Origin of the sequence: Tannerella forsythia (assembly GCF_001006485.1) — a bacterium.
GTDB classification, from domain to species: domain Bacteria; phylum Bacteroidota; class Bacteroidia; order Bacteroidales; family Tannerellaceae; genus Tannerella; species Tannerella forsythia.
The window spans coordinates 1-25,334 of record NZ_JUET01000082.1 but is presented as its reverse complement, the minus strand read 5'-3'; the positions used below and the strand labels follow the sequence as shown (position 1 = coordinate 25,334).

The following is a 25,334-nucleotide window of genomic DNA, read 5'->3' as shown; positions in this document are numbered from 1 at the left end:
GCGTAGAAAATAGTCAAAATATATGTTATCATTCTTCCTCGGATTTCAAAAATGATATGAAACATCTTTCTATACTTGCCGCATTTGTGGGTTTTCAGCTTATTCGGAAACTTTTTTTATCTTTGCCCTATCATAAACAATACTGCTAAAAATATGGCTGACGACAAGAAAATTATTTTTTCGATGGTGGGAGTAAGCAAAATTTTTCCGCCGCAAAAACAAGTGCTGAAGAACATTTACCTTTCGTTTTTTTACGGAGCCAAAATTGGGATAATCGGTTTGAACGGTTCCGGAAAGTCGACATTGTTGAAAATTATTGCCGGGCTTGATAAGGACTTTTTGGGCGAGGTCGTTTTTTCGCCCGGTTATACAGTCGGTTATCTGGAGCAGGACCCACATCTTGAAGCCGGTAAGACCGTCAAAGAAATTGTGCAGGAAGGGGTACGGGAAACGGTCGACTTGCTGAAAGAGTTTGAAGAGGTAAATGAAAAATTCGGGGATCCGGAGGTGCTTGAAAATTCGGATAAGATGGAGGCGCTGATGAACCGTCAGGCGGAGCTTCAGGATAAGATCGATGCGATGGACGCATGGAACCTCGACAGCAAACTCGAACGTGCGATGGACGCCCTTCGCTGCCCGCCTGAAGATCAGGTTGTCGATACGTTGTCAGGAGGTGAGCGCCGCCGTGTGGCGTTGTGCCGTCTGCTGTTACAACAGCCGGACGTGCTTCTGCTCGACGAGCCGACGAACCACCTCGACGCCGAATCGATCGACTGGCTCGAACAGCACCTGCAACAATACGCGGGCACGGTGATTTGCATCACACACGACCGTTATTTCCTCGACCATGTAGCCGGATGGATTCTCGAACTTGACCGGGGGGAAGGAATTCCGTGGAAAGGCAACTACTCGTCGTGGCTCGATCAGAAGACACAACGTATGGCGCAGGAGGAAAAGCAAGCGAGCAAACGCCGGAAGACGCTTGAACGCGAGCTGGAATGGATACGCATGGCGCCGAAGGCCCGTCAGGCAAAAGGGAAAGCGCGTCTGAACTCCTATGAATCGTTGCTAAACGAAGACCAGAAGGAGCGTGAAACGAAGCTCGAAATATTTATTCCGAACGGTCCTCGTTTGGGTAATAAGGTGATCGAAGCGCATGATGTAGCCAAAGCATTCGGAGATAAATTACTGTTCGACAGTCTCAACTTCATGCTGCCGCCTAACGGTATCGTGGGAGTCATCGGACCGAACGGTGCCGGAAAGACGACTCTTTTTAAGATGATTATGGGGCAGGAAACCATCGATAAGGGCGAGTTTGAAGTCGGCGAGACGGTCAAAGTCGGATACGTCGATCAGACGCACAAGGATATTGACTCGAATAAATCTGTGTATCAGGTGGTCTCGGGCGGAAATGATTTTATACGTGTCGGCGGAAAAGAAATCAATTCGAGGGCTTACCTTTCCCGATTCAATTTCGCCGGAGCCGATCAGGAGAAGTTGTGCGGCGTGCTGTCGGGAGGCGAACGCAACCGATTGCATCTGGCGCTTGCTCTGAAAGCCGAAGCCAATGTGCTGCTGCTTGACGAGCCGACGAACGATATCGATGTGAATACGCTCCGCGCGTTGGAAGAAGGCTTGGAGAACTTTGCCGGCTGCGCTGTTGTCATCTCACACGACCGTTGGTTTCTCGACCGTATCTGCACCCATATTCTTTCGTTTGAGGGGAACTCGGAAGTCGTCTTTTACGAAGGCAGTTATTCGGATTACGAAGAATACAAGCGCAGGCAGGTCGGCTTTACCGAACCTAAGCGAATTAGATATAGGCAGTTAGTCAAATAATCTGTGATCGTATCATCTCTATTTTATATTTATTCTATCATGAAACGTAAAAATTTTTTGCTGTCCGTGATCGTGGCGGCGTGTATGACCGCAGGAAGCAGCCATGCACAAACGGAAATTTTGTTCAACGGCAGTGACTTGTCGAATTGGAACTTTGTAGTAGCTGACGGAAATACACCGGCCGAAGACGTGTTTTCCGTGCAGGATGGTGTCATCCTTATTCAAGGTAACCCGTTCGGCTATATGTACACGAAAAAGAAGTATGCCGACTTTACGTTGGAGGTCGAATGGGCGTGGGTTGATAAGCCTTCGAACAGCGGAATTTTCCTGATGATCAGTGATCCGAAGACTCCGTTCCCGAACGGTATCGAATGCCAGTTGCATGCCGGTGATGCCGGTGACTTTATTCTGCTCGAAGGCGCTGATCTTGCAGAGTATAAACAACCGGCAGGTGAAGAACGTCCGAAATTTCCGGTCGTTAAAAAACGTGCCGACTCGAACGAAAAACCTGTCGGAGAATGGAACAGAGCCAAAATCGATGTTAAAAATGGTGTTATCAAAGTGTACATTAACGATCTGTTGCAGAACACCGGAACGAGTAATGTGAAAGAAGGCTATCTCGGTCTGCAAAGCGAAGGCGGCCTGATCCAGTTCCGTACCGTGAAGGTAACTCCGGCCGGTTGAGACTTAGCCTCACTCCGGTCAGAAGGGATAGGGACTCTCCGACGGCACGGAAAGAAAGTCTTCGACATTCGGTCTATACGGAGAGATATCTTTTTTCTCTCCCGTATGATCGATCTGGTTCATGCTCGACGCATATTCCTTTGCAGCCAGATCTTCGTCCAGATTCATAAACTTCGCAAATTCGCTTTTGAAACGCAGACGGACATCGCCTGTGGCGCCATTACGGTGCTTTGCGATGATGATTTCGGCCAGACCGCGCAGGTCGTTTCCTTTTTCGTCTTCAAAGATTTTGTAATATTCCGGACGGTGGATGAAGCATACCATATCGGCATCTTGTTCGATGGCTCCCGACTCACGCAAGTCGGCTAATTGCGGGCGTTTTCCTTCGATTCCCTGACGCGATTCGACCCCACGGTTTAATTGCGACAAGGCAATGATCGGAATCTTGAGTTCCTTGGCCAGCCCTTTCAATGACCGGGAGATGGTGCTCACTTCCTGCTCACGGCTGCCGAAGTTCATACCGCTGGCGTTCATCAGCTGCAGGTAATCGATGAAGATACATTGAATCCCATGTTCACGTACTAAACGTCGCGCTTTGGTACGTAGTTCGAAAATGGAAAGGCTGGGGGTGTCATCCACATAAATCGGGGCACCGTATAAATCTTTGATTTTATATTCGAGCTGTTCCCATTCGTACTTTTCCAATCGCCCGCTTTTGATTTTCTCGCCGGATAATTCACATACGTTTACGATCAGACGGTTCACAAGTTGCACATTGCTCATTTCGAGCGAAAACATTGCAACGGGAATGTTGAAATTGAGCGCCATGTTTTTGGCCATTGAAAGCACAAAAGCCGTTTTACCCATCGCCGGACGAGCGGCAATAATCACTAGGTCGGAGTTTTGCCAGCCCGATGTGATTTTATCCAAGTATGTAAAACCACTTGCCAAACCGCTCAGATTTTCTTCCCGGTTGGCTGCTTTTTCTAATAACTCGCGGGCTTGTTTGATCACCGGATCGATTTGCGTCGCTTCATTCTTGATATTTTGTTGGGAGATTCTGAAAAGTTCACCTTCCGCCTCCTGCATCAATTCTTTGATCTCGACCGTCTCATCGAATGCTTTCCCTTGAATCATACCGGTATAGCGGATCAATTCACGTGCTAAATATTTCTGTGCGACGATCTGCGCATGGTATTCCAGATGCACCGTACTGGCTATGTTTTCGGTTAAGCGCGAGATGTAGAGCGGTCCTCCGACCGTTTCCAGATCGCCGTTTTTTTTCAACTGTTCCACAACGGTTAGCATATCGATGGGTTGCTGACGGGCGGCTAAATCTAAAATCGCCTGATAAATCAGCTCGTGGGCTTTTTCATAAAAACTCTCGGGTTTAAGTGTCTCGTTTACTTTGAAGAATGCCTCCTTTTCAAGCATCAACGCTCCAAGGATAGCCGCTTCAAGATCGCGAGCCTGCGGCTGTAATCTTCCCACATCGGAGACTTGTACGACGGCGGGTTTCTTCCGTGTCGCATTTTTCTTTTGTCCTTCTGCCATGTCTTGTTTTTGATAATTCGGGCCTCAAAAATACAAGTTTTCAGGCAGACGGAGGCCCTGAAAAAAGAGAATTTATAACAAGGTTATTAACATCGATCAGTTAAAAAAGTCGTCGAATCCGGTTGCCTCGTTTTCCTGACTCTTGTTATCTTTTGAAGAACCGCACGATACGGCATATTGCGACGGTACATCAAAGTTTTCCGTTTCCGAATATCCCAATGTTTTATCGGCATACACCTTCTGCATGAACAAAGCAAAAACAGGTAAGGCCATCGAAGCGCCTTGTCCCTCACTCATCCTGTCGAAGTGGATCGAACGGTCTTCACCGCCCACCCAGCATCCGGCTACGAGGCTGGGGGTAAATCCCATAAACCAGCCGTCGGAGTTGTTCTGTGTCGTGCCGGTTTTGCCACCCATGGGGGCACGTATACCATATCGGAAGCGCAACCGGCTTCCCGTACCGCCATCTACTACGCTACGCAACATACCGATCATCTTGTACGAGGCTTCTTCGGACAGTACTTCGTTGACTTGTGCCGAGAACGAAGCGATCGTATTGCCGTACGAATCTTCGATACGGGTCACGTAAAGCGGTTCGACGCGAATCCCCTTGTTCGGAAAAACGCTGTATCCGCTTACCATTTCGCTGACGGAAATATCGGGTGTACCCAAACACATCGAAACGACCGGGTCGATATGTCCTTTCATGCCGTACGAACGCAACAGTCGTACCAGCATGTAAGGAGACAGTTGTTTCATCAGATATGCTGTTACCCAGTTCGATGAGTTTTGTAACCCCCATTGAATGGTCACTTCTTCACCGATATGTTTGGCTCCCGTATTTTTAGGAGCCCATTCCTTACCGTTTTCATCGACGAGTATCTGTTGAACATGTCGCATTTTATCGCAAGGATCAACTCCTTCGATGACGGCCAGTGAATACAGGAAAGGCTTCATGGTCGACCCGATCTGACGTCTGCCGGTCGAAATCATGTCGTATTTAAAGTAATTGTAGTCGATCCCGCCTACGTAAGCTTTTACATATCCGGTTCGCGGGTCCATAGCCATAAAGGCTGTACGCAGAAAACTTTTGTAATAACGTATCGAATCCATCGGAGTCAGGGTGGTGTCGATCGTTCCCGACCAACTGAAGACTTGCATATCGACCGGTGTTTCAAAACTCTTCTTAATCTCATGGTCCGACTTACCGGCGTTTTTCATTGTACGGTAGCGATCGCTTTGCACCATGGCGCGCGTCAGCATTTCTTCCCGCTGTTCTTTGGAAACACGTTGAGAAAAAGGTGCATAATCACGTCCTTTCTTTTCTTTGAAAAAGGCCGGCTGCAAGGTCTGGCTCAAATGTTCGACCACGACTTCCTCGGCATATTGCTGCATGTGCGAATCGATCGTCGTATAGACTTTCAATCCGTCGGTATAGATATTATACGGTTCACCGTTGGCTTTTCTGTTTTTATTGCACCAGCCATACAACGGGTTGGTTTCCCATGCCAGCGAATCGTCCGAAAATTTTTGTGATTGCCATGCCGCATAATCGCTTCGTATCGGTTTTTTTGCCGTAAGCATCAGACGGAGATATTCACGAAAATAGCGTGCTGGCCCTTCGCTATGATCCATCCGTGTGAAATGCAGTTCGAGGGGGATAGCGCATAACGAATCGTATGCAGCCGCATCAAGGTATCCGGCCTTTTTCATCTGACGGAGCACCGTATTGCGGCGATTGCGCGTACGCTCCTTATGACGAACCGGATTGTAGTACGAGGGGTTTTTGCACATCCCCACAAGGGTAGCTGCTTCTTCCACTTTCAAGGTTTTCGGTGTCTGTCCGAAATAAACACGGGCAGCGGACTGAATGCCTACGGCATTGTGAAGAAAATCGAACTTGTTCAGATACATATTGATGATTTCTTCCTTTGTATAGTAACGCTCCAAACGTACGGCAATCACCCATTCGATCGGTTTTTGCAACAAACGTTCGCTTAGATTTTCCACACGAGGAGAAAACAGTTGTTTGGCTAACTGCTGAGTGATCGTACTGCCGCCGCCGCCGCTTTTTTGCATCAGCAAGCCACGTTTGACAACGGCGCGAAACAGACCGCGTACATCAATGCCACAATGCTTCGTAAAACGAACATCTTCCGTCGCAATCAATGCCTTGACGAGTTCGGGAGACAAATCGTTATAGCTGACATAGATGCGATTATCCTTGCCGTACGAGTAGCTGCCCAGCATCTTACCGTCGGACGAGATGACCTGTGTCGCATAACGGTCGATCGGGTTTTCCAACTGTTCGATAGGAGGAACATAACCGATCATTCCTTTTCCGATGGTTATAAAGACAAGGACACTTACAAAAATAAACACCCCTGTCAGCGACCAAAGTGTGGTGATCAGATAGTTGCGTCGCTTCGGCGTCAAATGCAGTTTGCGACTTATCCATGCCGATGTTTTGCGATAGCCGGCAATCGCTTTGGGCAGGATCGTTTTGATTTTCTCTTTTGTCATTGCATTACAAATCTTTTTCGGCAGGTATTGCCGACAGCAGCTCATCCGAATCATCTCCCGCTTCTTCCGGAGCTTTTTTGACAAAGAAAGCGCTCAACTCATACAAGCTGTACAAGGGGAAGAAGACAAGCGACAGGGTGAACGGATCACCACTGGGAGTAATAAACGCTGCCGCCACCAATAAACCCACGATGGCATAACGCCGATAGGTACGGAAGAACGAGCGGTTCAAAATGCCTATTTGCGAAAGCAGCCACGACAGCAACGGCATCTCAAAAACAAGGCCCATGATGAAGATCATCATCAGAAAATTGTCCATATACGATTCGAGCGAAACCTGCTCCGTGATAGCCGTACTCAACTCATAAGTTGCCAAAAAGCGCAGCGTCATCGGGAACACGATAAAATACCCTACGCTGCATCCGATAAAAAACATCAGAGTCCCGAACGAAAAAACCCACCGAACACTTTTCATCTCATTCTCGTAGAGCGCAGGACGAATAAACTTCCAGACCTCATACACTAAATAAGGAAACGTCAGAAGCAATGCCAGCCAGAAAGAAGAAGACATGTGCGTGAAAAACTGTGTAGCCAGTTTGATGTTGACGATGTTTACCTTAAAAGCCGAATCACAAAAGTCCGGCAGGAACGATACGCTCGACGTCACCTTACACATCAGCCGGTAGGTGGCAAAATCGCCGTAACAAGGAGCCATGATAACATGATCGAATAGATAACGCATCACGGAGAAAGAAGCAATCGTAAAAACAAAAAGAGCCAAAATGCAGCGAAACAGAGTCCACCGAAGTGCTTCCAGGTGATCCCAGAAAGACATTTCGTCATTTAGCTGTGACATGTTTATTGCGTGCTTTTATTTTGTCGTGTCCGTGTCGTTCAAATTGATATCGTCTTCAATACCTTTGACTCCGTCTTTGAAGTTCCGAATGCCTTTGCCCAACCCTTTCATCAGTTCGGGAATCTTTTTCCCACCGAAGAGTAATAAAACGATGATGGCAATAATGATGATTTCACCGGTACCTAAATTTCCCAAAAACAATAACAGGTTCATATGTAAATAAATAAAATTAATAATTCGTTTTGTCCGGAAGGCAAAGATACAATTTGAAAATGATTCGACGATCCTTTTTACTAAATTTATTACTTTTGCAGCATCTAAAAATAAAAGAGAAGAATTTGTTATGAATGCGTACGTATTCCCCGGACAAGGGGCACAATTCGTTGGAATGGGAAAAGATCTGTATGATCAGAACCCTCTTGCTAAAGAACTTTTTGAACAGGCGAATGCCATTCTCGGGTTCCGTATTACGGATCTGATGTTTGCCGGAACGGATGAGGATTTGAAACAGACGAAAGTTACTCAACCGGCTGTTTTTCTGCATTCGGTTATTTTGGCCCGCACGTTGGGAGCCGACTTTCAACCCGATATGACGGCCGGACATTCCTTAGGTGAGTTCTCTGCACTCGTAGCAGCGCAGGCATTGTCGTTTGAAGATGGTCTGAAACTGGTTTCAGAACGGGCGCAAGCCATGCAGAAGGCGTGTGAGCTGACGCCGTCGACGATGGCTGCCGTGATTGGACTGCCGGATGAGATCGTCGAAAAAATATGCGCTGAGATTACGGGTGAAGTCGTGGTCTGCGCCAATTATAACTGCCCGGGGCAGATCGTGATTTCCGGGAGCATGGCCGGTATTGATGCGGCATGCGAGAAGTTAACGGCTGCCGGCGCGAAACGTGTGCTCAAGCTGAAGGTAGGCGGAGCATTCCACTCGCCGCTGATGGAGCCGGCACGTGCCGAGCTGGCCGAGGCGATTGAATCAACCGCATTCAGCAAGCCTGTTTGCCCGGTCTATCAGAATGTGGACGCCCGTCCGCAAACCGATCCGGACGTGATCCGCAAAAACCTTGTCGCTCAACTTACCTCGCCCGTGCGCTGGACACAGACCGTGCAAAACATGGTGGCCGACGGCGCTACGCGTTTCGTCGAACTGGGGCCAGGTAACGTGTTGCAGGGACTGATCAAGAAAATAAGCGGTAACGTTGCAACCGAAGGAAAACAATAATCCGATGGAGAAGGGAAGCAACCCGGTTTACGACAAGAATACGCTGGAATTTGTTACCGTGGCGTTCGAGTTTTGCTCGTGGATGGAATCCGTCGGGCATGACTTGCCGGCCTTTGTCGACAAGGCGACCAAGTTGCTTCCTCTACTTTATTTGAAAGCAACGCTGCTGCCCGATACGGAGGCGGATGACGATGCCGAAGTCTTGCACTTCGTCACAGAAGAGACGTATCATGCCCTCCGCGATCGCCTCGCTGCGCTGCTGGGCGAATACGATACGTATCTGGAGACTTTTGTGCCCGACATGCAATACAGCGATACGCCTGTTGCGGCGTTTATTTCCGAAAACCTGTCCGACATGTATCAGGACCTCGGTAACTTCGTTTCGCTCTTCCGGCAGGGCTATGAAGAAACGATGCGTCTGTCGCTGGCACTCTGTACGGAGAATTTCCGGATGTACTGGGGACAATCGCTCCTCAACGCCTTGAAGGCGCTCCATGCCGTGCGGTATAACGAAGATATGTACCTGACAGAACAGACGGTATGACGTATACTCCGAACCTTTCGAAAATTACGAAAGAAGAAATTGTGACGTTGCCTGTGGAGTCGTTTCCGGGGCATATCGTCGTGGTAGATCGCCCTGAGGAGGTCGGGCAGGCTGTTCGTATCCTGTCGGCAAGCCGTTGTGTGGGATTTGATACGGAAACACGCCCGAGCTTCAAAAAAAATCAGCATCACAAAGTCGCACTTATGCAACTCTCGACCGAAAATGTCTGCTATCTTTTCAGGCTTAATCATCTGGGAGGCATCCCTGAACCATTGATTGCGTTTTTGAAAGACGAACGGATTACGAAAATCGGGTTGTCGTTACCGGACGACTTCCACATGATGCGCGAGCGCGTCAAAGACCTCAGACCGGCGGGCTTTATCGACTTGCAGAAAATCATGCCTTCGTATGGCATCGAAGAGGCGAGCCTGCAAAAAATCTACGCGATTCTGTTCGGGAAAAAAATCTCGAAACGTACACGTCTTACGAATTGGGATGCCGATATTCTGACGGACGCCCAGCAGAATTACGCCGCGCTTGACGCGTGGGCTTGTCTGCGCATCTATCAACTGTTGAAATCCGAAGAATCATGACATCATACTGTAAAATCTACCTTAAGCCGAAGAAGGAGGAATCGGTGCTGCGTTTTCATCCGTGGATTTTCTCCGGTGCCATTGCTCATATCGAAGGGAAACCGAGTGAAGGCGACTTGGTCGAAGTGTACAGTGCCGGGCGGTCTTTCCTCGGTATCGGACACTATCAGATCGGAAGCATTGCCGTGCGTTTGCTCTCGCTCGAGCCGGTGTCGATCGATCATGCGTTTTGGACGGAACGGATACGGACGGCCTGCCGGGTGCGTCGGATGCTCGGGCTGGCAGGCCGCGCCGACAACAACACGTATCGTCTCGTTTACGGAGAGGGCGACCGTCTGCCCGGCCTCGTGATCGATATATATGGCGACACGGCGGTGATGCAGGCACATTCCGTGGGGATGCATCATCTGCGAAAGGAGATCGCCGAGGCGCTGCGTGAAGTGCTCGGCGAGGTGATTCATCATATTTATTACAAGTCGGAAGGGACGTTGCCTTATAAAGCCGGTCTCGATTCGATGGACGGGTATCTGTACGGTGGGCATCGGACGGAAGCGCATATCGCCGTCGAGAACGGGCTGAAGTTTCGTGTGGACTGGGAGAAGGGGCAGAAAACAGGCTTTTTTATCGATCAGCGCGAGAGCCGCCGGCTGGTTGAACAGTATGCGCGGGAACGCTCGGTGCTGAATATGTTTTGTTATACGGGCGGATTTTCAGCATACGCCATGCAGGGAGGCGCACGGGTTGTGCATTCGGTCGACAGCTCGGCCAAGGCCATATCGCTGACGAAAGAGAACGTGGCGTTGAACTTCCCGGACGATCTGCGTCACGAAGCGTTTGCCGAAGATGCGTTCGATTATCTTGACCGAGCGGGCGATTTGTACGATCTGATCATCCTCGATCCGCCCGCATTTGCCAAGCATCGCGACGTGCTTCGCAATGCCTTGCAGGGGTATCGCAAACTCAACGCGCTTGCGTTTGAAAAGATTCGTCCCAACGGCCTTTTGTTTACTTTCTCCTGCTCGCAGGTGGTCAGCCGCAACGATTTCCGGCTGGCCGTGTTCAGTGCGGCGGCGCAATCGGGACGCCATGTGCGGATTCTGCATCAGTTGACTCAGCCGGCCGATCATCCGGTCAATATCTATCATCCCGAAGGGGAGTATCTGAAAGGATTGGTGCTGCATGTGGAGTAAAGAGCAGGCGCTGACGAATGCCGAAATCCGGAAGATGCGCAACGGCGAATGGCCGGATTTTTCGGATGCGGGCATGCAGGCCGGTTTCAAGCATGCCAAGCAGCTGCTGGCAAAGCTGCGTATGATGTCGACTTACGACGACGGGTACCGAGCCGTGCTCGAAGCGTTGATCCCCGGTATCCCTGCCTCGACCGTCATCTGCCCACCGTTTCATTGCGATCACGGACACGGCATCATCCTCGGCGAGCACGTTTTTATCAATGCCAACTGTACGTTTCTCGACGGTGCTTATATCCGCATCGGCGCGCATACGCTGATTGCTCCCAACGTGCAGATTTATACGCCACATCATCCACTCGATTATCGCCTGCGGCGCGAGGGAAGGGAGTATGCTTATCCCGTTACCGTCGGGGCTGACTGCTGGATCGGCGGCAGCACCGTGATCTGTCCCGGCGTTACGATTGGCGACCGTTGCGTGATCGGCGCCGGAAGCGTCGTAACACAAGATATCCCTGACGACTCATTGGCCGTCGGCAATCCCTGCCGTGTTATCCGTCGGCTGACGTAAAAAAAAGAAGGGGGAAGGCTTTTTTTGCCTCTGACGGAGCGTTTTTTCGTTCTGCCATGGCATTTTTCTCTTTGGGCAGGGCGTTTTATCGTTCTGACAGGGGTAGAATCAAATCTTGTTGTGTAAGAAAGATAAAAAGAGTGAGTTTTGTTAAATTTTTTTATTCCCGGATCGTTGTATATAAAGTTTAAATGAAGGGAGTTATGACAACGAAAAATGAAAATTACGTATCGATGCGTAGGAGTGTAGAGGGTGTATTGGTTGCACACGAAACCGTATGGTAGAGTAATACACGTTTTGTAAAGGAACGTATTCTTTTTGGTGATCTTTTAGGCAAAGTTCAGCAAGCGGGCGGGGAAAGCCTGATTGTTACGACGGGAGCAACGGCTGACAAGGCAGAGGCCGCTTCGAGACTTTTTTCGATGGTGACGGATTTGGGTAAACGGGCGTCTGTTTATGCATTGGATCATGATAATCAGGAGTTGCATGACCATTTGCGAACGAGTAAAGGTGCGTTATCGAACATGCCGGACACGGTTTCGCTGGCCAAGGCGAAGGATATGTATACGCGTATGGAGGCGATAAAGCGTGATTTGGCCGATTATGGCATTACGGAGGAGGTTTTGGACGAATGCAAGCGTTTGATCGATGCTTACGATGCGTATATAACGCGTCCGCGCGATTTAATCGTGGAGCGGAAAGGACATAACCAAAGTCTTTCGGAGCTTTTGCGCGATTTGCGTCGCTGCGTTTACAAATTAGACAGTTTAATGAGTCTGTTTTCGGGTACACGATTCGAGACGGACTATCGGAGCGCGCGCATTATCGTTGATCTGGGTACGTGGAAGAAGAAAGAAGAAGGGCCTCAGCCATAAGCCTCGGCCACTTGTTCGGCGCAGCGTTCGCCGTCGATGGCTGCCGATACGATTCCTCCGGCATAACCGGCTCCTTCGCCGCAAGGGAAGAGGCCTTGAAGCGTGACGTGCTGCAAGGTGTCTCTGTTTCGCAGGATACGCACAGGCGAGGAGGTGCGCGTTTCGACCCCGATCAGTACGGCTTCGTTGGTGAGAAAACCGTGCGACACGCGGTCGGAATGGCGGAATCCCTCGCGTAGACGCGTCGTGATGAACTCCGGCATCCAGAAATGAAGCGGCGAGGCAAGCAATCCCGGTGTATAGGACGAAACGGGCAGGTGCGACGAGTTCTTTTTCTGTACAAAGTCGGCCATGCGCTGGGCGGGAGCCGTTTGGGTCATCCCACCGTTCAGGCGGCAGAGGCGTTCGAGGCGTTCCTGAAAGTCCATGACGGATAAAACGGGTGGGAGGGAGGCGTCTCCTTCGGGCATGCCTTGGCAAAGGTAGTCGGGCAGGTCTTCGGGTCTGATTTCGACGACCCATCCGGCGTTGGCCCATCGCGATCCGCGGTTGGAGGGCGACATGCCGTTGACGACGACCTCGTCGGGCGAGGTGGCCGACGGCACGACGAATCCTCCGGGGCACATGCAGAAGGAGTATACGCCTCGTCCGGCGGCTTGCGTCACGAAGCTGTATTCGGCGGCGGGCAAGTATTTTCCGCGTCCGTCTTTGCGATGGTAACGGATGCGGTCGATCAGTTGCTGCGGATGTTCGAGCCGCACGCCGACGGCAATTCCTTTGGCTTCGATGGGGATGTTCCGTGCTGCGAGGTAACGATAAACGTCGCGTGCCGAGTGTCCGGTGGCAAGGATTACGGGGCCGTGAAACTCGCGTCCGTCACGCGTTCGTATGCCTTTCACTTCGTCCGCTTGTAAGAGGAGAGCCTCCATGCAAGTCTCGAAATGCACCTCTCCGCCGCAACGCAAAATCTGCTCGCGCATATTTTCGATGACGCGCGGGAGTTTATCCGTCCCGATATGGGGATGAGCATCCGAGAGGATGGCTGTGCTGGCGCCATGCTGGCAGAAAATGCGGAGGATGCGATCGACTGAGCCGCGTTTCTTGCTTCGGGTATAGAGTTTGCCGTCGGAGTAGGCGCCGGCGCCGCCTTCGCCGAAGCAGTAGTTCGATTCGGGGTTGACCGTGTGTTCACGACTGATCCGGGCGATGTCTATCTTGCGCCGCCGCACGTCTTTTCCGCGTTCGATGACGATGGGGCGCAACCCCAGTTCGATCAATCGCAAGGCCGCGAACAGTCCGCCCGGCCCGGCTCCGACGACAACGACGGGTTTGGCCGTCGATACGTCGCGGTATTCGACGGGCATAAATTCGGCCTCTGCCGGTTCTTCATCGATGAAGGCGCGCACCGTTACATTGACCCAGACCGTATGCTGTCGCGCATCGATCGAGCGTTTCAGTACGCGCACGGCACATACGGTTTCGGGTTTCTCGCCCGTTTCGCGGCAAACGACTCTGCGCAACGATGCTTCGTTCGCCGCTTCTTCGGGTAATATACGTAATGACAGTTCTTTGATCATAATTAAAACGAATTATTTATTGAAATAGATGAGAGGCGCTATATGCTTTTATGAGGTTTCTGCAAAACAACGCTTCATGACTGTATTAAAAAGCGACAGATGATTGTTGAAGCCACATTTGCTCCGTATCGCTGTAATCGTAGACCGCGATTCCTTTCATAGAGGCATATCCGGCAGCTTGTTTGTGCAAGTAATAGAATGTTTCAATCAGATAATCCCATCCTTGCGGCTTAAGCGACGTAGCATCGGATTCATCGTCTCCCAACCGTGTTTTAATACAGATATAAACACTATTCGTATGACCTCCTTTATCCGCGGCGGCAAGGTTGCTTTGTGCTCGACGCCAAACTTCTTCCTTATTATGATTATATGCCATCACATTTACATCCTTGCAGTGGCCGTCCGTTATAAACCGGCTTATATCGCCAAAGCTCAACTGGCCCTTGTTTTGTCGTTCCTGAAAAGAATAGTTGATTGCTTCATTCAGAGAAAGCTCCGGTAAATGATACACACGGCCAATTTCGTCTAAATAAAATTTCGCCAAAGCTAACATTTCAAGCGTTCGTTTTAATAAACGATCATTTGCCGCATGTTTACCATACCGATCATTATTCCATCGGTCGAGCATAAGCAGATTTGCCTCCGAAGACAATGTACTGTTCGGTTTAAGCGAATGAGGCTCCCAATCGGCCGAAGCTCCTGCGAAGCGTTCATTCGCATGCACTGTGCGATTGTATTGCTGAATAACGGATGCATGGATATAGATTTCTTTGTTCTTCGCTCTATCGAACTGAGACGCTTCGCTAAACATTAGAGCATGTACACGTACATTATGGCTGTTTAAATAACTGTTGAAAATTCGTATCCATGCCTTGTTAGCCAACTCTGCAAAAGATTTCCCATTTTGAGGATGAACGGACAATAATACATCGGTGTACCCCATCAATACGATCCGCGCCGCTAATTTTCGAGCACTTTTTTCTCCGGGATAACGTACGATCGTATGCCGATGATAGACATATACGCTGGCTTGTTTTTTTCCTCCGGCCGTCAGCGCTGCATTAAACTCATTTGCTTTTATCAGTTGTCGGTCTGTTATGCCTGCGTCTGCAACAAGTTGCCCCACACGACCATCAGGATCAACTCCGTCAGGATGCTGACACGAACAGAAGCCTCCCCAACCAAGGAACCATCCACAGAGGTAAAACAAAATACGATTGGTCATATGCTTCGTTTTGTATGCAATTACAGGCGAAAATATATCGATTATTCGCAATCTTGCAGCAGTAGATCAAAAAACTTCCGCTATCTGTATTGCCTGTTAAAATCATCCTTATCCGAATAGCTGCCGGAAGGCTTCTTCTACTTTTCTGACCTGAAAGATTTTCATCTTGCTTTCCAACGCTTCCAGCCCTTTCATCTGCGGAACGATCATGCGTGTGAATCCGAGCTTCCCTGCCTCCTGAATGCGTTGTTCGATACGGTTGACAGGGCATAGCTTGACGACAACACAGCATTCTTTATAATGTTTTTAGAATCAGTTGAACTTTTTCTCTCAAAGGGGGTAAATCGGTTTCTATGGTAGCCCATACGATCTCATCCCGGATTTGATAATAGCCGTGAACTAATACATGTCGCATCCCTATGAGAGCATGCCATTCTATCTCCGAATATTCTTTTTTAAACTCATTCGTCAGCAAGTAGGCTGCCTCGCCTATAATTTCCAGATTCTTAATGATAGCAAAACGCAACATTTTATTTTGCCTGTATGTTTCAAATGTTTTGTTATTCGTAAACTCGAAAATATTATCAATCGCTTCAATGATGTGCAACAAACGTGCTTTATCTTTATTTTTTTCTCTCATATATCAGTATTTTATCGGCATTGGCACTATCTTCGGCGAAGTCTTTCAGTTGTCCTTCTTCGACCAAGTCTATCTTTTTATTCAATAACCGTTCTATCTTATATTGCATAGAGGCATAGGAAAATAAGGTAATTCTTATTCCTTTTAAAAAACGAACAAGTACATCGATATCACTTCCTTCTTCTTCTTCGTTGCGCGAATAAGATCCAAAAATCCATGCTTTATCTACCGGTTGTGTCCGGAAAAAATCGGATAATTTATCAATCATCAATTTGTCCATATCTTTTCTGTCATTGTTATGCGGATACAAAGATAATGTGTTTAATTCGCCTGTTAAAATCATCCTTATCCGAATAACTCCCGGAAGGCTTCTTCTACTTTTCTGACCTGAAAGATTTTCATCTTGCTTTTCAACGCTTCCAATCCTTTCATCTGCGGAACGATCATGCGTGTGAATCCGAGCTTCCCTGCCTCCTGAATGCGTTGTTCGATACGGTTGACCGGACGTATCTCGCCCGAAAGCCCCACTTCGCCCGCCATGCACGTGCTGCGATCAATCGGGATATCCAAACTCGACGATAATACGGCGCTGATCACCGGCAGGTCGATGGCCGGATCGCTTACACGCAGCCCTCCTGCGATGTTCAGGAAAACATCTTTCTGTACGAGTTTAAAGCCGGCGCGTTTTTCCAGCACGGCCAGCAACATATTCATCCGCCGGAGGTCGAACCCCGTCGCACTGCGCTGAGGCGTCCCGTATACAGCGCTGCTGACGAGCGACTGCGTCTCGATCAGAAAAGGACGGGCGCCCTCCATTGCTGCCGCGATGGCTACGCCGCTAAGTCCCTCGTGACCTTCGGTCAGAAGCAGTTCGGAGGGATTCTCGACCTGCCGCAATCCGCTCTGCCGCATCTCATAGATGCCTAACTCGGAAGTGCTTCCGAAACGGTTCTTGATGCTCCGCAGGATGCGATACATGTAGTGCTGGTCGCCCTCGAACTGCAATACCGTATCGACAATGTGTTCGAGTACCTTCGGCCCGGCTATGCTGCCTTCCTTATTGATATGTCCGATCATCAGCACGGGCGTTCCCGTCTCTTTGGCAAACTTCAGCACGGCTGCGCTGCACTCGCGCACCTGAGTGATGCTGCCCGGCGACGATTCGGCCCGGTCGGTAAACATCGTCTGGATGGAATCGATGATCAAGAGATCGGGTTGGAGGTTCTGCGCCTGTACGAAAACCTGTTCGAGATTCGTTTCGCAATACACATGGCAATTGCCCATATTGGTGTCTTTTCCGGCCAGACGGTCGGCACGCATCTTTAACTGTTGAGCGCTCTCTTCGCCCGAAACGTAGAGCGTATGCAAATCTTTCATCTGCAAAACGGTTTGCAATACCAGCGTAGATTTTCCGATGCCCGGCTCTCCCCCGACAAGTACCAGCGAACCTTTGACTAACCCGCCGCCTAACACACGGTTCAACTCCGCATCGTGCATATCGATACGTGTTTCTTCTTTTGCCGTGACGTCGCGCAGCAGCCGGGGCTTCATGCCTTCATGTACGATTCCCGGAACAGACCGCCATGCAGCAGGTTCTTTCTTTACAAGTTCTTCTACATAGGTGTTCCACGCGCCGCACGACGGACATTTGCCGACCCACTTGGGCGATTCGGCACCGCAGTCGGAACAGATATATACCGATTTAACTTTAGCCATACATTATTTTTTCGAAGAGGTAAAGGTAAGAAAAATATCGGATATGTTGTTCCCTTTTCGTGGAGTGGAATATACAAGGATCAGGGTGGTGAATTGAAAGGAGGTAGGAGAGGGGGACTAAAATGACAGCACAAAAAAGGACGGTCCGTTTTTCTTCAGGCAGCCCCTTTTTGCGCTTATGCTATCGTATCGATTAAAGCTTGTTGTCCGACCCTAATACATTTTTAATCTTGTGGATGTAAAGGGCCTTGGCTGCATCGCGTGCCGGACCTAAATACTTACGCGGATCAAATTCGGCCGGTTTCTCGGCAAACACTTTGCGAATGGCTGCTGTCATGGCTAAGCGGCTGTCGGAGTCGATGTTGATCTTGCAAACGGCCGATTTGGCAGCTTTACGCAACTGTTCTTCCGGAATGCCGATCGCATCTTTCAAGGCACCGCCGTATTTGTTGATGGTGTCTACATCTTCCTGCGGTACGGACGACGAGCCGTGGAGTACAATCGGGAAGCCCGGTAATTCTTTTTCTACTGCTTCTAAGATATCGAAAGCCAAAGGTGGAGGTACAAGGCGTCCGTTTGCATCACGTTTGCATTGTTCGGGCTTGAACTTATTGGCGCCGTGCGAGGTACCAATCGAGATTGCCAGTGAATCACAGCCGGTTTTCGTTACGAAGTCAACGACTTCTTCCGGCCTCGTGTAGGTATGATGTTCTGCTGCGACATCATCTTCAACACCTGCTAAAACACCTAATTCGCCCTCTACTGTCACATCGTGCTGATGAGCATATTCAACGACTTGCTTAGTCAGTGCAACATTCTCGTCATACGGAAGATGCGAACCGTCGATCATGACGGAAGAGAATCCCATGTCAATGCAACTTTTACATAGTTCGAAAGTATCACCATGATCGAGATGGAGAACAATTTGCGGATTCGGGCATCCGAGTTCCTTGGCATAAGCAACGGCTCCTTCGGCCATGTAACGCAGAATCGTTTGGTTAGCGTACTTTCGCGCCCCGCTCGAAACTTGTAAAATCACCGGCGATTTTGTTTCTACTGCAGCCTGAATAATGGCTTGCATCTGTTCCATGTTGTTAAAATTGAAGGCCGGAATAGCATAGCCCCCATGGATTGCTTTTTTGAACATTTCACGCGTGTTCACCAAGCCTAAGTCTTTGTAATTTATCATTGTTTCTTGTGTTATAGGTGAAAAAATCAGGTTCAAAGGTACGAAAAAAATTAGGAATGAATTCATGCACGTCATTTTTTTTATGGCTGTGTGTATAAATCATACGGGGCAATGCTATGAATTAGAATTTTACCGTTTTTTTCTTGCTTGTTTAAACAATTATGAATACTTTTGCACCCCATATTTTGGAAGTAAAATCATAACAATAAAAAATAGAAGAATAATGAAAAAGGAACTTCATCCGGAAAATTACCGTCAGGTTGCTTTCAAAGACATGTCGAACGAAGAAGTGTTTATCACACGTTCTACGATCAATACGAGAGAGACGATAGAGATTGACGGGGTTACTTACCCGCTGGTTAAACTGGAAATCTCCAGCAGTTCGCATCCGTTCTATACGGGTAAGGCGAAATTGGTGGATACGGCCGGTCGTGTGGACAAGTTTATGAGCCGTTACGGCAACCGGAACAAAAAGTAAATGTAAAACATGTACGATCGAGAAGAGGACGCCGAAGGAGCGTCCTTTTTTGGGTCTGCATAAGCATGATTCAGAGCCATGACAAACGAAAAATATCTACAAATCCTCAGTCGATTTGGTATTAAAGAAAAGATTCTGTCTGTCGAACCTCTCGGTAACGGACATATCAACGATACGTTGAAAGTAACTGTCGCATCCGGTATGCCCGGTTATGTTTTACAACGTATTAATCATCACATCTTCACCAATGTGGAGATGCTCCAAAATAATATTCATACGGTTACATCGCATATCCGCGCGAAATTGCAGGAACGCGGAGAGGAGGACATCGATCGTAAGGTGCTGACTTTCCTTCCGGCCGATGACGGGAAACGGTATTATTTCGATGGCGAAAGTTATTGGCGCGTTTGCCTGATGATTCCTCGAAGTCGAAGTTTGGAAGAAGTGAATCCTTCTTCTTCTTATGAAGCCGGACGCGCTTTTGGCGATTTTCAATCGATGTTGTCCGATTTGCCCGAAGGAGCATTGGGCGAAACAATCCCGAACTTTCATAATATGGAATTCCGGTTGCAGCAATTTCACGAAGCGGTTCAGGCGAATGCAGCCGGACGTGCGGATGAGGTGAAAGACCTCATTGATGAAATTGAGAAGCGTGCCGAGGAAATGTGCGTTCAGGAAGAACTGTATCGTGAAGGCAAACTGAAAAAACGTACGAATCATTGCGATACGAAAGTCAACAATATCTTGTTCGACGAAGATGGGAAGGTGTTATGTGTGATTGATTTGGATACCGTAATGCCGGGGTTTGTCTTGTCCGACATCGGCGATTTTATCCGTACCGGAGCCAATACGGGAGCCGAAGATGATGAGCAGCTTGATCGTGTGGAGGTAAACATGGAGATCTTCAAAGCATATACGCGCGGATACATGGAAAAGGCGAAATCTTTCCTTACGCCGCTCGAAATCGGTTTGCTTCCTTACGGAGGACGTCTGTTGACGTATATGCAGACGGTACGTTTCCTGACCGATTACCTCAATGGCGACACGTATTATAAAACGCACAAGCCGAAGCATAACTTGATTCGTACACGCGCTCAGTTTAAATTGTTGCAAAGTCTTGAGGCGCATGCCGAGGAGATGAATGCGTTTATGAAAGAATGGCTGTAGCCAGCCGCAGAACATTATACAGACTCGGCAGTATGTCATAACGAGCGAACTGCTTCGTTGTTTGCGGAATGCGAGCTCGGCCACATACGTTAGTATGCTCCCTCGCTCTCATCCTTAGCGCCTCCCAATTTCACCCATTCTTACATACCTAAAGAGGGTGTGTCCAAACATTGCGTTTTGACACACCCTCGAAGTTTTTTGGTGGCGAGGTGTTCTTTTTTTCGTTGTGTTAATCTTTCCGAAGAGCTCCATTTCGGAAAATTTCTCTAATTTTGTCCTCGCATTATTATAATATTATGGTATGGAAGATTTCAATGCTCTGATTACCCGTCGACGCAGCACGCGGAAGTTTACGGACGAACTGATCGCACCGGAAGAAGTGCAGCAACTCTTGAAAGCCGCCTTGATGGCTCCCACATCGAAGAACTCGCATTCGTGGCAGTTTATCACGGTCGAAGATAAGGATATGTTGACGCAGTTGGCGAGGTGTAAAAGTGCCGGGGGCGGGTTTCTTGAAGGATGTGCGTTGGCCGTTGTGGTGTTGGGGGATATGACGATAAGCGATGTGTGGGTCGAAGACGCTTCCATTGCCGCGATATATATGCAGTTGCAGGCTGAGGATTTAGGAATTGGAAGCTGTTGGTGTCATGTCCGAAACCGTCTGACGGCCGATGAACGCGACTCGGAGCAATATGTCCGCGATTTGTTGGATATACCGTATCAGATGGGGGTCCTGTGCATCATTGGTTTCGGGCACAAGGACCAGGAACGTAAACCGTTCGATGAATCGCACCTGCTGTGGGAGAAGGTACATATCGGTAAATTCGCGTTGCCCGGTACATCGGAGGAAGCGACTCAGGCATGAAGGTCGTCTTTATCGGAGCCGGAAATGTAGCGACTCATCTGTCCGCAGCGATGCGGCAGGCCGGACTATGTATCTGTCAGATTTATAGCCGTACCGAAAAAAATGCACAAAGGCTGGCTGCAGAGCACGCGTGTGCGTGGACAACGGATACCGGCGCGCTACGTTCGGATGCCGATCTATATGTCTTTGCTCTGAAAGACGCGGTTTTGCATAAAATCGTCACACAGGTTTCCCCGAACGAAGGGCTTTGGTTGCATACGGCAGGTAGTGTGCCGATGGATATTTTTCGCGGATATGCCCGCCGCTATGGCGTGCTTTATCCGTTACAGACGTTCTCAAAAAAACGACCGGTCGATTTTCGGAATGTTCCTTGCTTTATCGAAGCTGACTCAGCACAAAGCGAACAGCGTCTGCGAACACTTGCCGAAAAGATTTCTTCCGATGTACGGCTGCTCTCTTTCGAAAAACGGCGTTATTTGCATCTGGCCGCAGTTTTTGCCTGTAACTTTACAAACCACATGTATGTCCTTGCTGATCGGATTTTGAGTGAGCAGGGGATAGATCCCGCCGTGCTGTTGCCGCTAATCGATGAAACGGCCACAAAAATACATACCCTTTCTCCTGCTGATGCACAGACGGGGCCGGCGGTACGATACGATCACAAGGTGATTGAACAACAATCGGCCATGCTGACCGAACCGGTTGTGCGTGAACTGTACGAATTAATCAGTAAGAATATTCACCTGTTATCTCAGTCTTGAACATTATGATACCTTATGATTTGACAAAAATAAAAGCTTTTCTGTTCGATGTGGACGGTGTACTGTCGTCCGACAAAATTCCGCTGACCGACCATGGCGATCCGGCCCGAACCGTCAACATCAAAGACGGTTATGCGTTGCAATTGGCTGTTAAGCATGGTTATCAGGTGGGCATCATCACCGGTGCCTACACGGAAAATGTACGTCTCCGTTTTGAACGTCTCGGGGTGCAGCATATTTATATGTGTAGCACCGTCAAAATAAAAGATTACGAAGATTTTCTTCAGAAGACCGGGCTGGAAGAAGAATCGATCGTATTTGCCGGCGACGATATCCCGGACTATGAAGTGATGCGCCGTGTCGGCTTGCCTGTTGCGCCGGCTACGGCAGCACCGGAGATCAAACACATCGCAAAATATATCTCACCCTTGAGCGGTGGCGACGGTATTGCCCGCGAAGTGATTGAACAAACGATGAAAGCACAGCAACTATGGATGACGGATAAAGCTTTCGGTTGGTGAAAATTGCGTTCGGAATATACGCATTGGGCTTTTTTTACGTTAATACTCACGTAAAATAAAGGAAAAATGAGAAATCGTACGTTGGCATCGCTCCTGTTTTTGTGGATGGTCCTGGGATTAAATGCTCAGGGCAAGGTGAAAGTTTCTGGAAATGTGCGGGATGCTGACGGAAATCCGTTAGAATTGGTTGCCGTACAAGTGAAGCATACGCTGATTGGGGCGATGACCGATGAAAAAGGCTTCTATTCGTTGTCGGTTTCGCCGGGCGATTCCGTTGTGCTGCTTTTCTCGTGTCTCGGATACAATAAAGCAGAGCGAGTCATTCCGCGTTTGGCACAAGATATGCGTGTGAACGTACAAATGAACTATACTTCTCTTCAGCTGAATGAAGTGTCGGTTACGGCAATTCGCAGGCAGACGACTACGATGGAGACGCTCGATGCCGGTCGTTTGAAGATTCTTCCCGATCCTTCGGGGGGAAGTATCGAAAGTCTGATTGTAACGTATGCAGGAGTGTCGTCGAACAATGAACTGAGCACTCAATATTCGGTGCGGGGCGGAAGCTTTGATGAAAATCTGGTTTATGTGAACGGGATGGAGGTCTTTCGTCCCTTGTTGATACGCTCGGGCCAGCAGGAAGGATTGAGCTTTGTCAATCCGAACCTGACAGAAAAGGTGCAGTTCTCGGCTGGCGGTTTCGATGCTCGTTATGGAGATAAGATGAGTTCTGTCTTGGATATTTCATATAAGAAACCTGTAAAACTGGAAGGATCGGCTTCGGTCGGTGTGCTTGGCGCTTCGAATATGAACATAAGCACTGCCAGTGCTTATGTGGGAACAGGAAATGATAAGTTTACACAGGTTACGGGCATACGTTACAAGATGTCAAGCTCGCTTTTGAACAATTTAGTCGGCCGTGCCGAATATGTGCCGCGTTTCGTAGATATGCAAACGTTTATGACTTATAAACCTGCGCCGAAATGGGAGCTTAATTTCCTGGGAAACCTCTCGTCTAACCATTACAAATATATTCCGATCGAGTTGGAAACCACATTTGGAACGGTGAAGAATAGGCAAAAGTTTCATGTGTTTTTCGAGGGTCGGGAACGTGACAAGTTTGAAACGATCTATGGGGCTTTGACGTTGAAACATCAGTTAAGTGTAAAATCGGAACTGGGATTGCAAGCTTTTGCTTTTCGGAGCAACGAAGAGGAAAGTTACGATTTGACCGGAAATTATCGTCTGGATAAAGCCGGTGAGGAGGGAGATGAAAAGACTGCTGAGGGGGAACAATCCATTGCTCTGGCATCCTATCATGAACATGCACGAAACAGGTTGCAAGCGACCGTTGGTCATGTCGGACTGTATGGGATGACACAGCTTACAGCTCATCAAACATTGAAATGGGGTGTCAATGCGCAGATGGAACGTATCATCGATAAAATCAGTGAATGGGAAAGCCGTGATTCGTCCGGTTATTCGTTACCACAGACCGGTAAGGAGGTGAATGTGATTGCGAATCTTTTTTCAGATAACAAATTGAACAGTAGCCGTTTTTCAGCTTATTTTCAGGATGTGTTCAAGTTTCGTACCGAGCAGGGACTGTTCACGCTTGTTGGTGGTCTGCGTGGCAGCTACTGGACATATAGCAAGGAGTTTCTTTTCAGTCCGCGCGCTTCGCTGGGCTTTATTCCGAATGCCAATCAGGACTTGACCCTTCGTTTTGCGACCGGACTGTATTACCAGTCTCCTTTCTATAAAGAATTACGCACCGAGGTGAAGGATAAAGATGGAAATACGGTGATCCGGCTGAATGATCAATTGAAATCGCAACGGTCGATTCATTTTATTTTGGGAGGCGATTACGGATTTAAGGTCGGCAGCCGGAACTTTAAGTTGACGACGGAACTGTATTATAAGAATCTGAGCAATATTAACCCCTATACATTAGATAATGTGAAGATACGATATTATGGGGAGAATTGTGCGAAAGGCTACATTGCCGGATTGGATATGAAACTTTTCGGCGAATTTGTGCCCGGAACCGATTCCTGGATTAGTTTGTCGTTGATGAAATCACGCCAGACGATTGAGCGGAATGGCCGTGAAACAGTCAGTGCGTCAATGCCCAATAGCCCTGCCTATAATATTTCACTCTATTTTCAGGACTATTTTCCCGGTTACCGTCGGGCCATGCTTAATCTGCGCGGTGTGCTGACCGGGGGACTACCGGTCACCGTGCCCCGTCGGGGATATGACGGAAGCAATTACAAAACACCGCCTTATCGTCGTATAGACCTCGGCTTTACTTACCAACTGGCCGGGGGAGAAGATGCTTGGATGGAGCGGGGATTTTTTCGAAATTTCAAAAGTATCTGGTTAGGACTTGATGTATTTAATATATTCGATATTTACAATACGAGCTCTTATTATTGGATCACGGATGTGTATAGTCATCAGTATGCGGTGCCAAATTATTTAACCGGTCGTCAGCTTAATTTTCGTCTGACAGTCGATTTTTAATCGAATCATTAGATGATCTTACTCATTTTTTCCTTTCTCCATTATTTAATGCATGTTTTTTTGCTTTTTAATTTACTTGATTATTTGATGTTTGCGCTTTTTCTTCAAAAAAAGGTCATAAAATATTTGTAGGGAAAGAAGATATTCCGTACTTTTGCACCCGCTTTCGAGAGGAGAGCCTGCTGCAAGAAGATAGAGGAAAGATTTTTCTGGGGGGGTGT

24 protein-coding genes and 1 pseudogene are annotated in these 25,334 nt (G+C 48.5%); 14 read left to right on the top strand and 11 right to left on the bottom strand.

What is annotated here, in order from left to right; all coding sequences use genetic code 11:
* Positions 1-153: 153 nt before the first annotated feature.
* The gene (ettA, locus tag Tanf_RS08060) at positions 154-1,839 is read left to right on the top strand and encodes an energy-dependent translational throttle protein EttA (RefSeq protein ID WP_046825503.1); all 1,686 of its coding nucleotides are present in this window, start codon (positions 154-156) and stop codon (positions 1,837-1,839) included.
* A gap of 39 nt (positions 1,840-1,878) precedes the next feature.
* Positions 1,879-2,523 carry a 3-keto-disaccharide hydrolase gene (locus Tanf_RS08055; RefSeq protein WP_046825502.1) on the top strand — a complete coding sequence of 215 codons (645 nt, stop codon included), beginning with the start codon at positions 1,879-1,881 and terminating at the stop codon, positions 2,521-2,523.
* Between the two features lie 18 nt (positions 2,524-2,541).
* On the opposite strand, the gene dnaB is transcribed toward Tanf_RS08055, so the two are convergent.
* From dnaB to Tanf_RS08035, 4 genes are all read right to left on the bottom strand, one after another.
* A complete protein-coding gene (dnaB, locus tag Tanf_RS08050) occupies positions 2,542-4,077 on the bottom strand; it encodes a replicative DNA helicase (RefSeq protein WP_014226410.1) in 1,536 nt (511 codons plus the stop codon).
* Between the two features lie 96 nt (positions 4,078-4,173).
* A complete protein-coding gene (locus Tanf_RS08045) occupies positions 4,174-6,411 on the bottom strand; it encodes a transglycosylase domain-containing protein (protein ID WP_140230647.1) in 2,238 nt (745 codons plus the stop codon).
* Positions 6,412-6,604: 193 nt separating this feature from the next.
* The gene (gene tatC / locus Tanf_RS08040; RefSeq protein ID WP_014226408.1) at positions 6,605-7,456 is read right to left on the bottom strand and encodes a twin-arginine translocase subunit TatC; all 852 of its coding nucleotides are present in this window, start codon (positions 7,454-7,456) and stop codon (positions 6,605-6,607) included.
* 15 nt (positions 7,457-7,471) lie between these two features.
* Entirely contained in the window at positions 7,472-7,669 is a 198-nt protein-coding gene (locus Tanf_RS08035) for a Sec-independent protein translocase subunit TatA/TatB (protein WP_014226407.1), read from the bottom strand.
* A gap of 130 nt (positions 7,670-7,799) precedes the next feature.
* On the opposite strand from Tanf_RS08035, the gene fabD reads away from it, so the two are divergent.
* The 6 genes from fabD (at position 7,800) to Tanf_RS08005 (ending at position 12,451) form a co-directional block, all read left to right on the top strand.
* Positions 7,800-8,681, top strand: a complete 882-nt coding sequence (gene fabD / locus Tanf_RS08030; protein ID WP_014226406.1) for an ACP S-malonyltransferase — start codon at positions 7,800-7,802, stop codon at positions 8,679-8,681.
* A 4-nt stretch (positions 8,682-8,685) separates the two neighbouring features.
* Entirely contained in the window at positions 8,686-9,225 is a 540-nt protein-coding gene (locus tag Tanf_RS08025; protein WP_046825501.1) for a DUF5063 domain-containing protein, read from the top strand.
* Entirely contained in the window at positions 9,222-9,818 is a 597-nt protein-coding gene (locus Tanf_RS08020; protein WP_014226404.1) for a 3'-5' exonuclease, read from the top strand. Before Tanf_RS08025 ends, Tanf_RS08020 begins: the two co-directional genes overlap by 4 nt.
* Positions 9,815-11,008, top strand: coding sequence for a class I SAM-dependent rRNA methyltransferase (locus Tanf_RS08015; RefSeq protein ID WP_046825500.1), 1,194 nt, complete (start codon positions 9,815-9,817; stop codon positions 11,006-11,008). The genes Tanf_RS08020 and Tanf_RS08015 overlap by 4 nt, the downstream gene beginning before the upstream one ends.
* Positions 10,998-11,576, top strand: coding sequence for a sugar O-acetyltransferase (locus Tanf_RS08010; RefSeq protein WP_014226402.1), 579 nt, complete (start codon positions 10,998-11,000; stop codon positions 11,574-11,576). The genes Tanf_RS08015 and Tanf_RS08010 overlap by 11 nt, the downstream gene beginning before the upstream one ends.
* A gap of 422 nt (positions 11,577-11,998) precedes the next feature.
* Positions 11,999-12,451 (top strand): hypothetical protein, encoded by a 453-nt coding sequence (locus Tanf_RS08005; RefSeq protein ID WP_046825499.1) that lies wholly within the window; start codon positions 11,999-12,001, stop codon positions 12,449-12,451.
* Here Tanf_RS08005 and Tanf_RS08000 read toward each other — a convergent pair.
* The 7 genes and pseudogenes from Tanf_RS08000 to Tanf_RS07975 form a co-directional block, all read right to left on the bottom strand.
* Complete coding sequence (locus tag Tanf_RS08000; RefSeq protein ID WP_046825498.1) at positions 12,442-14,028, bottom strand: NAD(P)/FAD-dependent oxidoreductase; 1,587 nt, start codon at positions 14,026-14,028, stop codon at positions 12,442-12,444. The genes Tanf_RS08005 and Tanf_RS08000 overlap by 10 nt on opposite strands.
* An 85-nt stretch (positions 14,029-14,113) precedes the next feature.
* Positions 14,114-15,253 (bottom strand): hypothetical protein, encoded by a 1,140-nt coding sequence (locus tag Tanf_RS07995; protein ID WP_046825497.1) that lies wholly within the window; start codon positions 15,251-15,253, stop codon positions 14,114-14,116.
* 108 nt (positions 15,254-15,361) lie between these two features.
* A pseudogene (locus tag Tanf_RS15565) lies at positions 15,362-15,520 on the bottom strand (DNA repair protein RadA); the annotation flags it as partial.
* Positions 15,521-15,548: 28 nt separating this feature from the next.
* Positions 15,549-15,893, bottom strand: coding sequence for a HepT-like ribonuclease domain-containing protein (locus Tanf_RS07990; protein ID WP_014226396.1), 345 nt, complete (start codon positions 15,891-15,893; stop codon positions 15,549-15,551).
* Positions 15,877-16,236 (bottom strand): nucleotidyltransferase family protein, encoded by a 360-nt coding sequence (locus Tanf_RS07985; RefSeq protein ID WP_371706612.1) that lies wholly within the window; start codon positions 16,234-16,236, stop codon positions 15,877-15,879. Before Tanf_RS07985 ends, Tanf_RS07990 begins: the two co-directional genes overlap by 17 nt.
* A 2-nt stretch (positions 16,237-16,238) precedes the next feature.
* Positions 16,239-17,609: a DNA repair protein RadA gene (gene radA, locus Tanf_RS07980; RefSeq protein ID WP_046825495.1), complete on the bottom strand. Its 1,371-nt coding sequence runs from the start codon at positions 17,607-17,609 to the stop codon at positions 16,239-16,241.
* A gap of 193 nt (positions 17,610-17,802) precedes the next feature.
* Complete coding sequence (locus Tanf_RS07975) at positions 17,803-18,798, bottom strand: class II fructose-bisphosphate aldolase (RefSeq protein WP_041590974.1); 996 nt, start codon at positions 18,796-18,798, stop codon at positions 17,803-17,805.
* Between the two features lie 223 nt (positions 18,799-19,021).
* On the opposite strand from Tanf_RS07975, the gene Tanf_RS07970 reads away from it, so the two are divergent.
* From Tanf_RS07970 to Tanf_RS07945, 6 genes are all read left to right on the top strand, one after another.
* Entirely contained in the window at positions 19,022-19,276 is a 255-nt protein-coding gene (locus Tanf_RS07970; protein WP_041590973.1) for a type B 50S ribosomal protein L31, read from the top strand.
* Positions 19,277-19,354: 78 nt separating this feature from the next.
* Positions 19,355-20,443 (top strand): phosphotransferase enzyme family protein, encoded by a 1,089-nt coding sequence (locus Tanf_RS07965; RefSeq protein ID WP_014226391.1) that lies wholly within the window; start codon positions 19,355-19,357, stop codon positions 20,441-20,443.
* A 301-nt stretch (positions 20,444-20,744) separates the two neighbouring features.
* Positions 20,745-21,308 carry a nitroreductase family protein gene (locus Tanf_RS07960; RefSeq protein WP_014226390.1) on the top strand — a complete coding sequence of 188 codons (564 nt, stop codon included), beginning with the start codon at positions 20,745-20,747 and terminating at the stop codon, positions 21,306-21,308.
* Positions 21,305-22,069 carry a Rossmann-like and DUF2520 domain-containing protein gene (locus tag Tanf_RS07955; RefSeq protein WP_046825494.1) on the top strand — a complete coding sequence of 255 codons (765 nt, stop codon included), beginning with the start codon at positions 21,305-21,307 and terminating at the stop codon, positions 22,067-22,069. The genes Tanf_RS07960 and Tanf_RS07955 overlap by 4 nt, the downstream gene beginning before the upstream one ends.
* 5 nt (positions 22,070-22,074) lie before the next feature.
* Complete coding sequence (locus tag Tanf_RS07950; RefSeq protein WP_014226388.1) at positions 22,075-22,590, top strand: KdsC family phosphatase; 516 nt, start codon at positions 22,075-22,077, stop codon at positions 22,588-22,590.
* A gap of 66 nt (positions 22,591-22,656) precedes the next feature.
* Positions 22,657-25,113, top strand: coding sequence for a TonB-dependent receptor (locus tag Tanf_RS07945; RefSeq protein WP_014226387.1), 2,457 nt, complete (start codon positions 22,657-22,659; stop codon positions 25,111-25,113).
* Positions 25,114-25,334 lie beyond the last annotated feature (221 nt).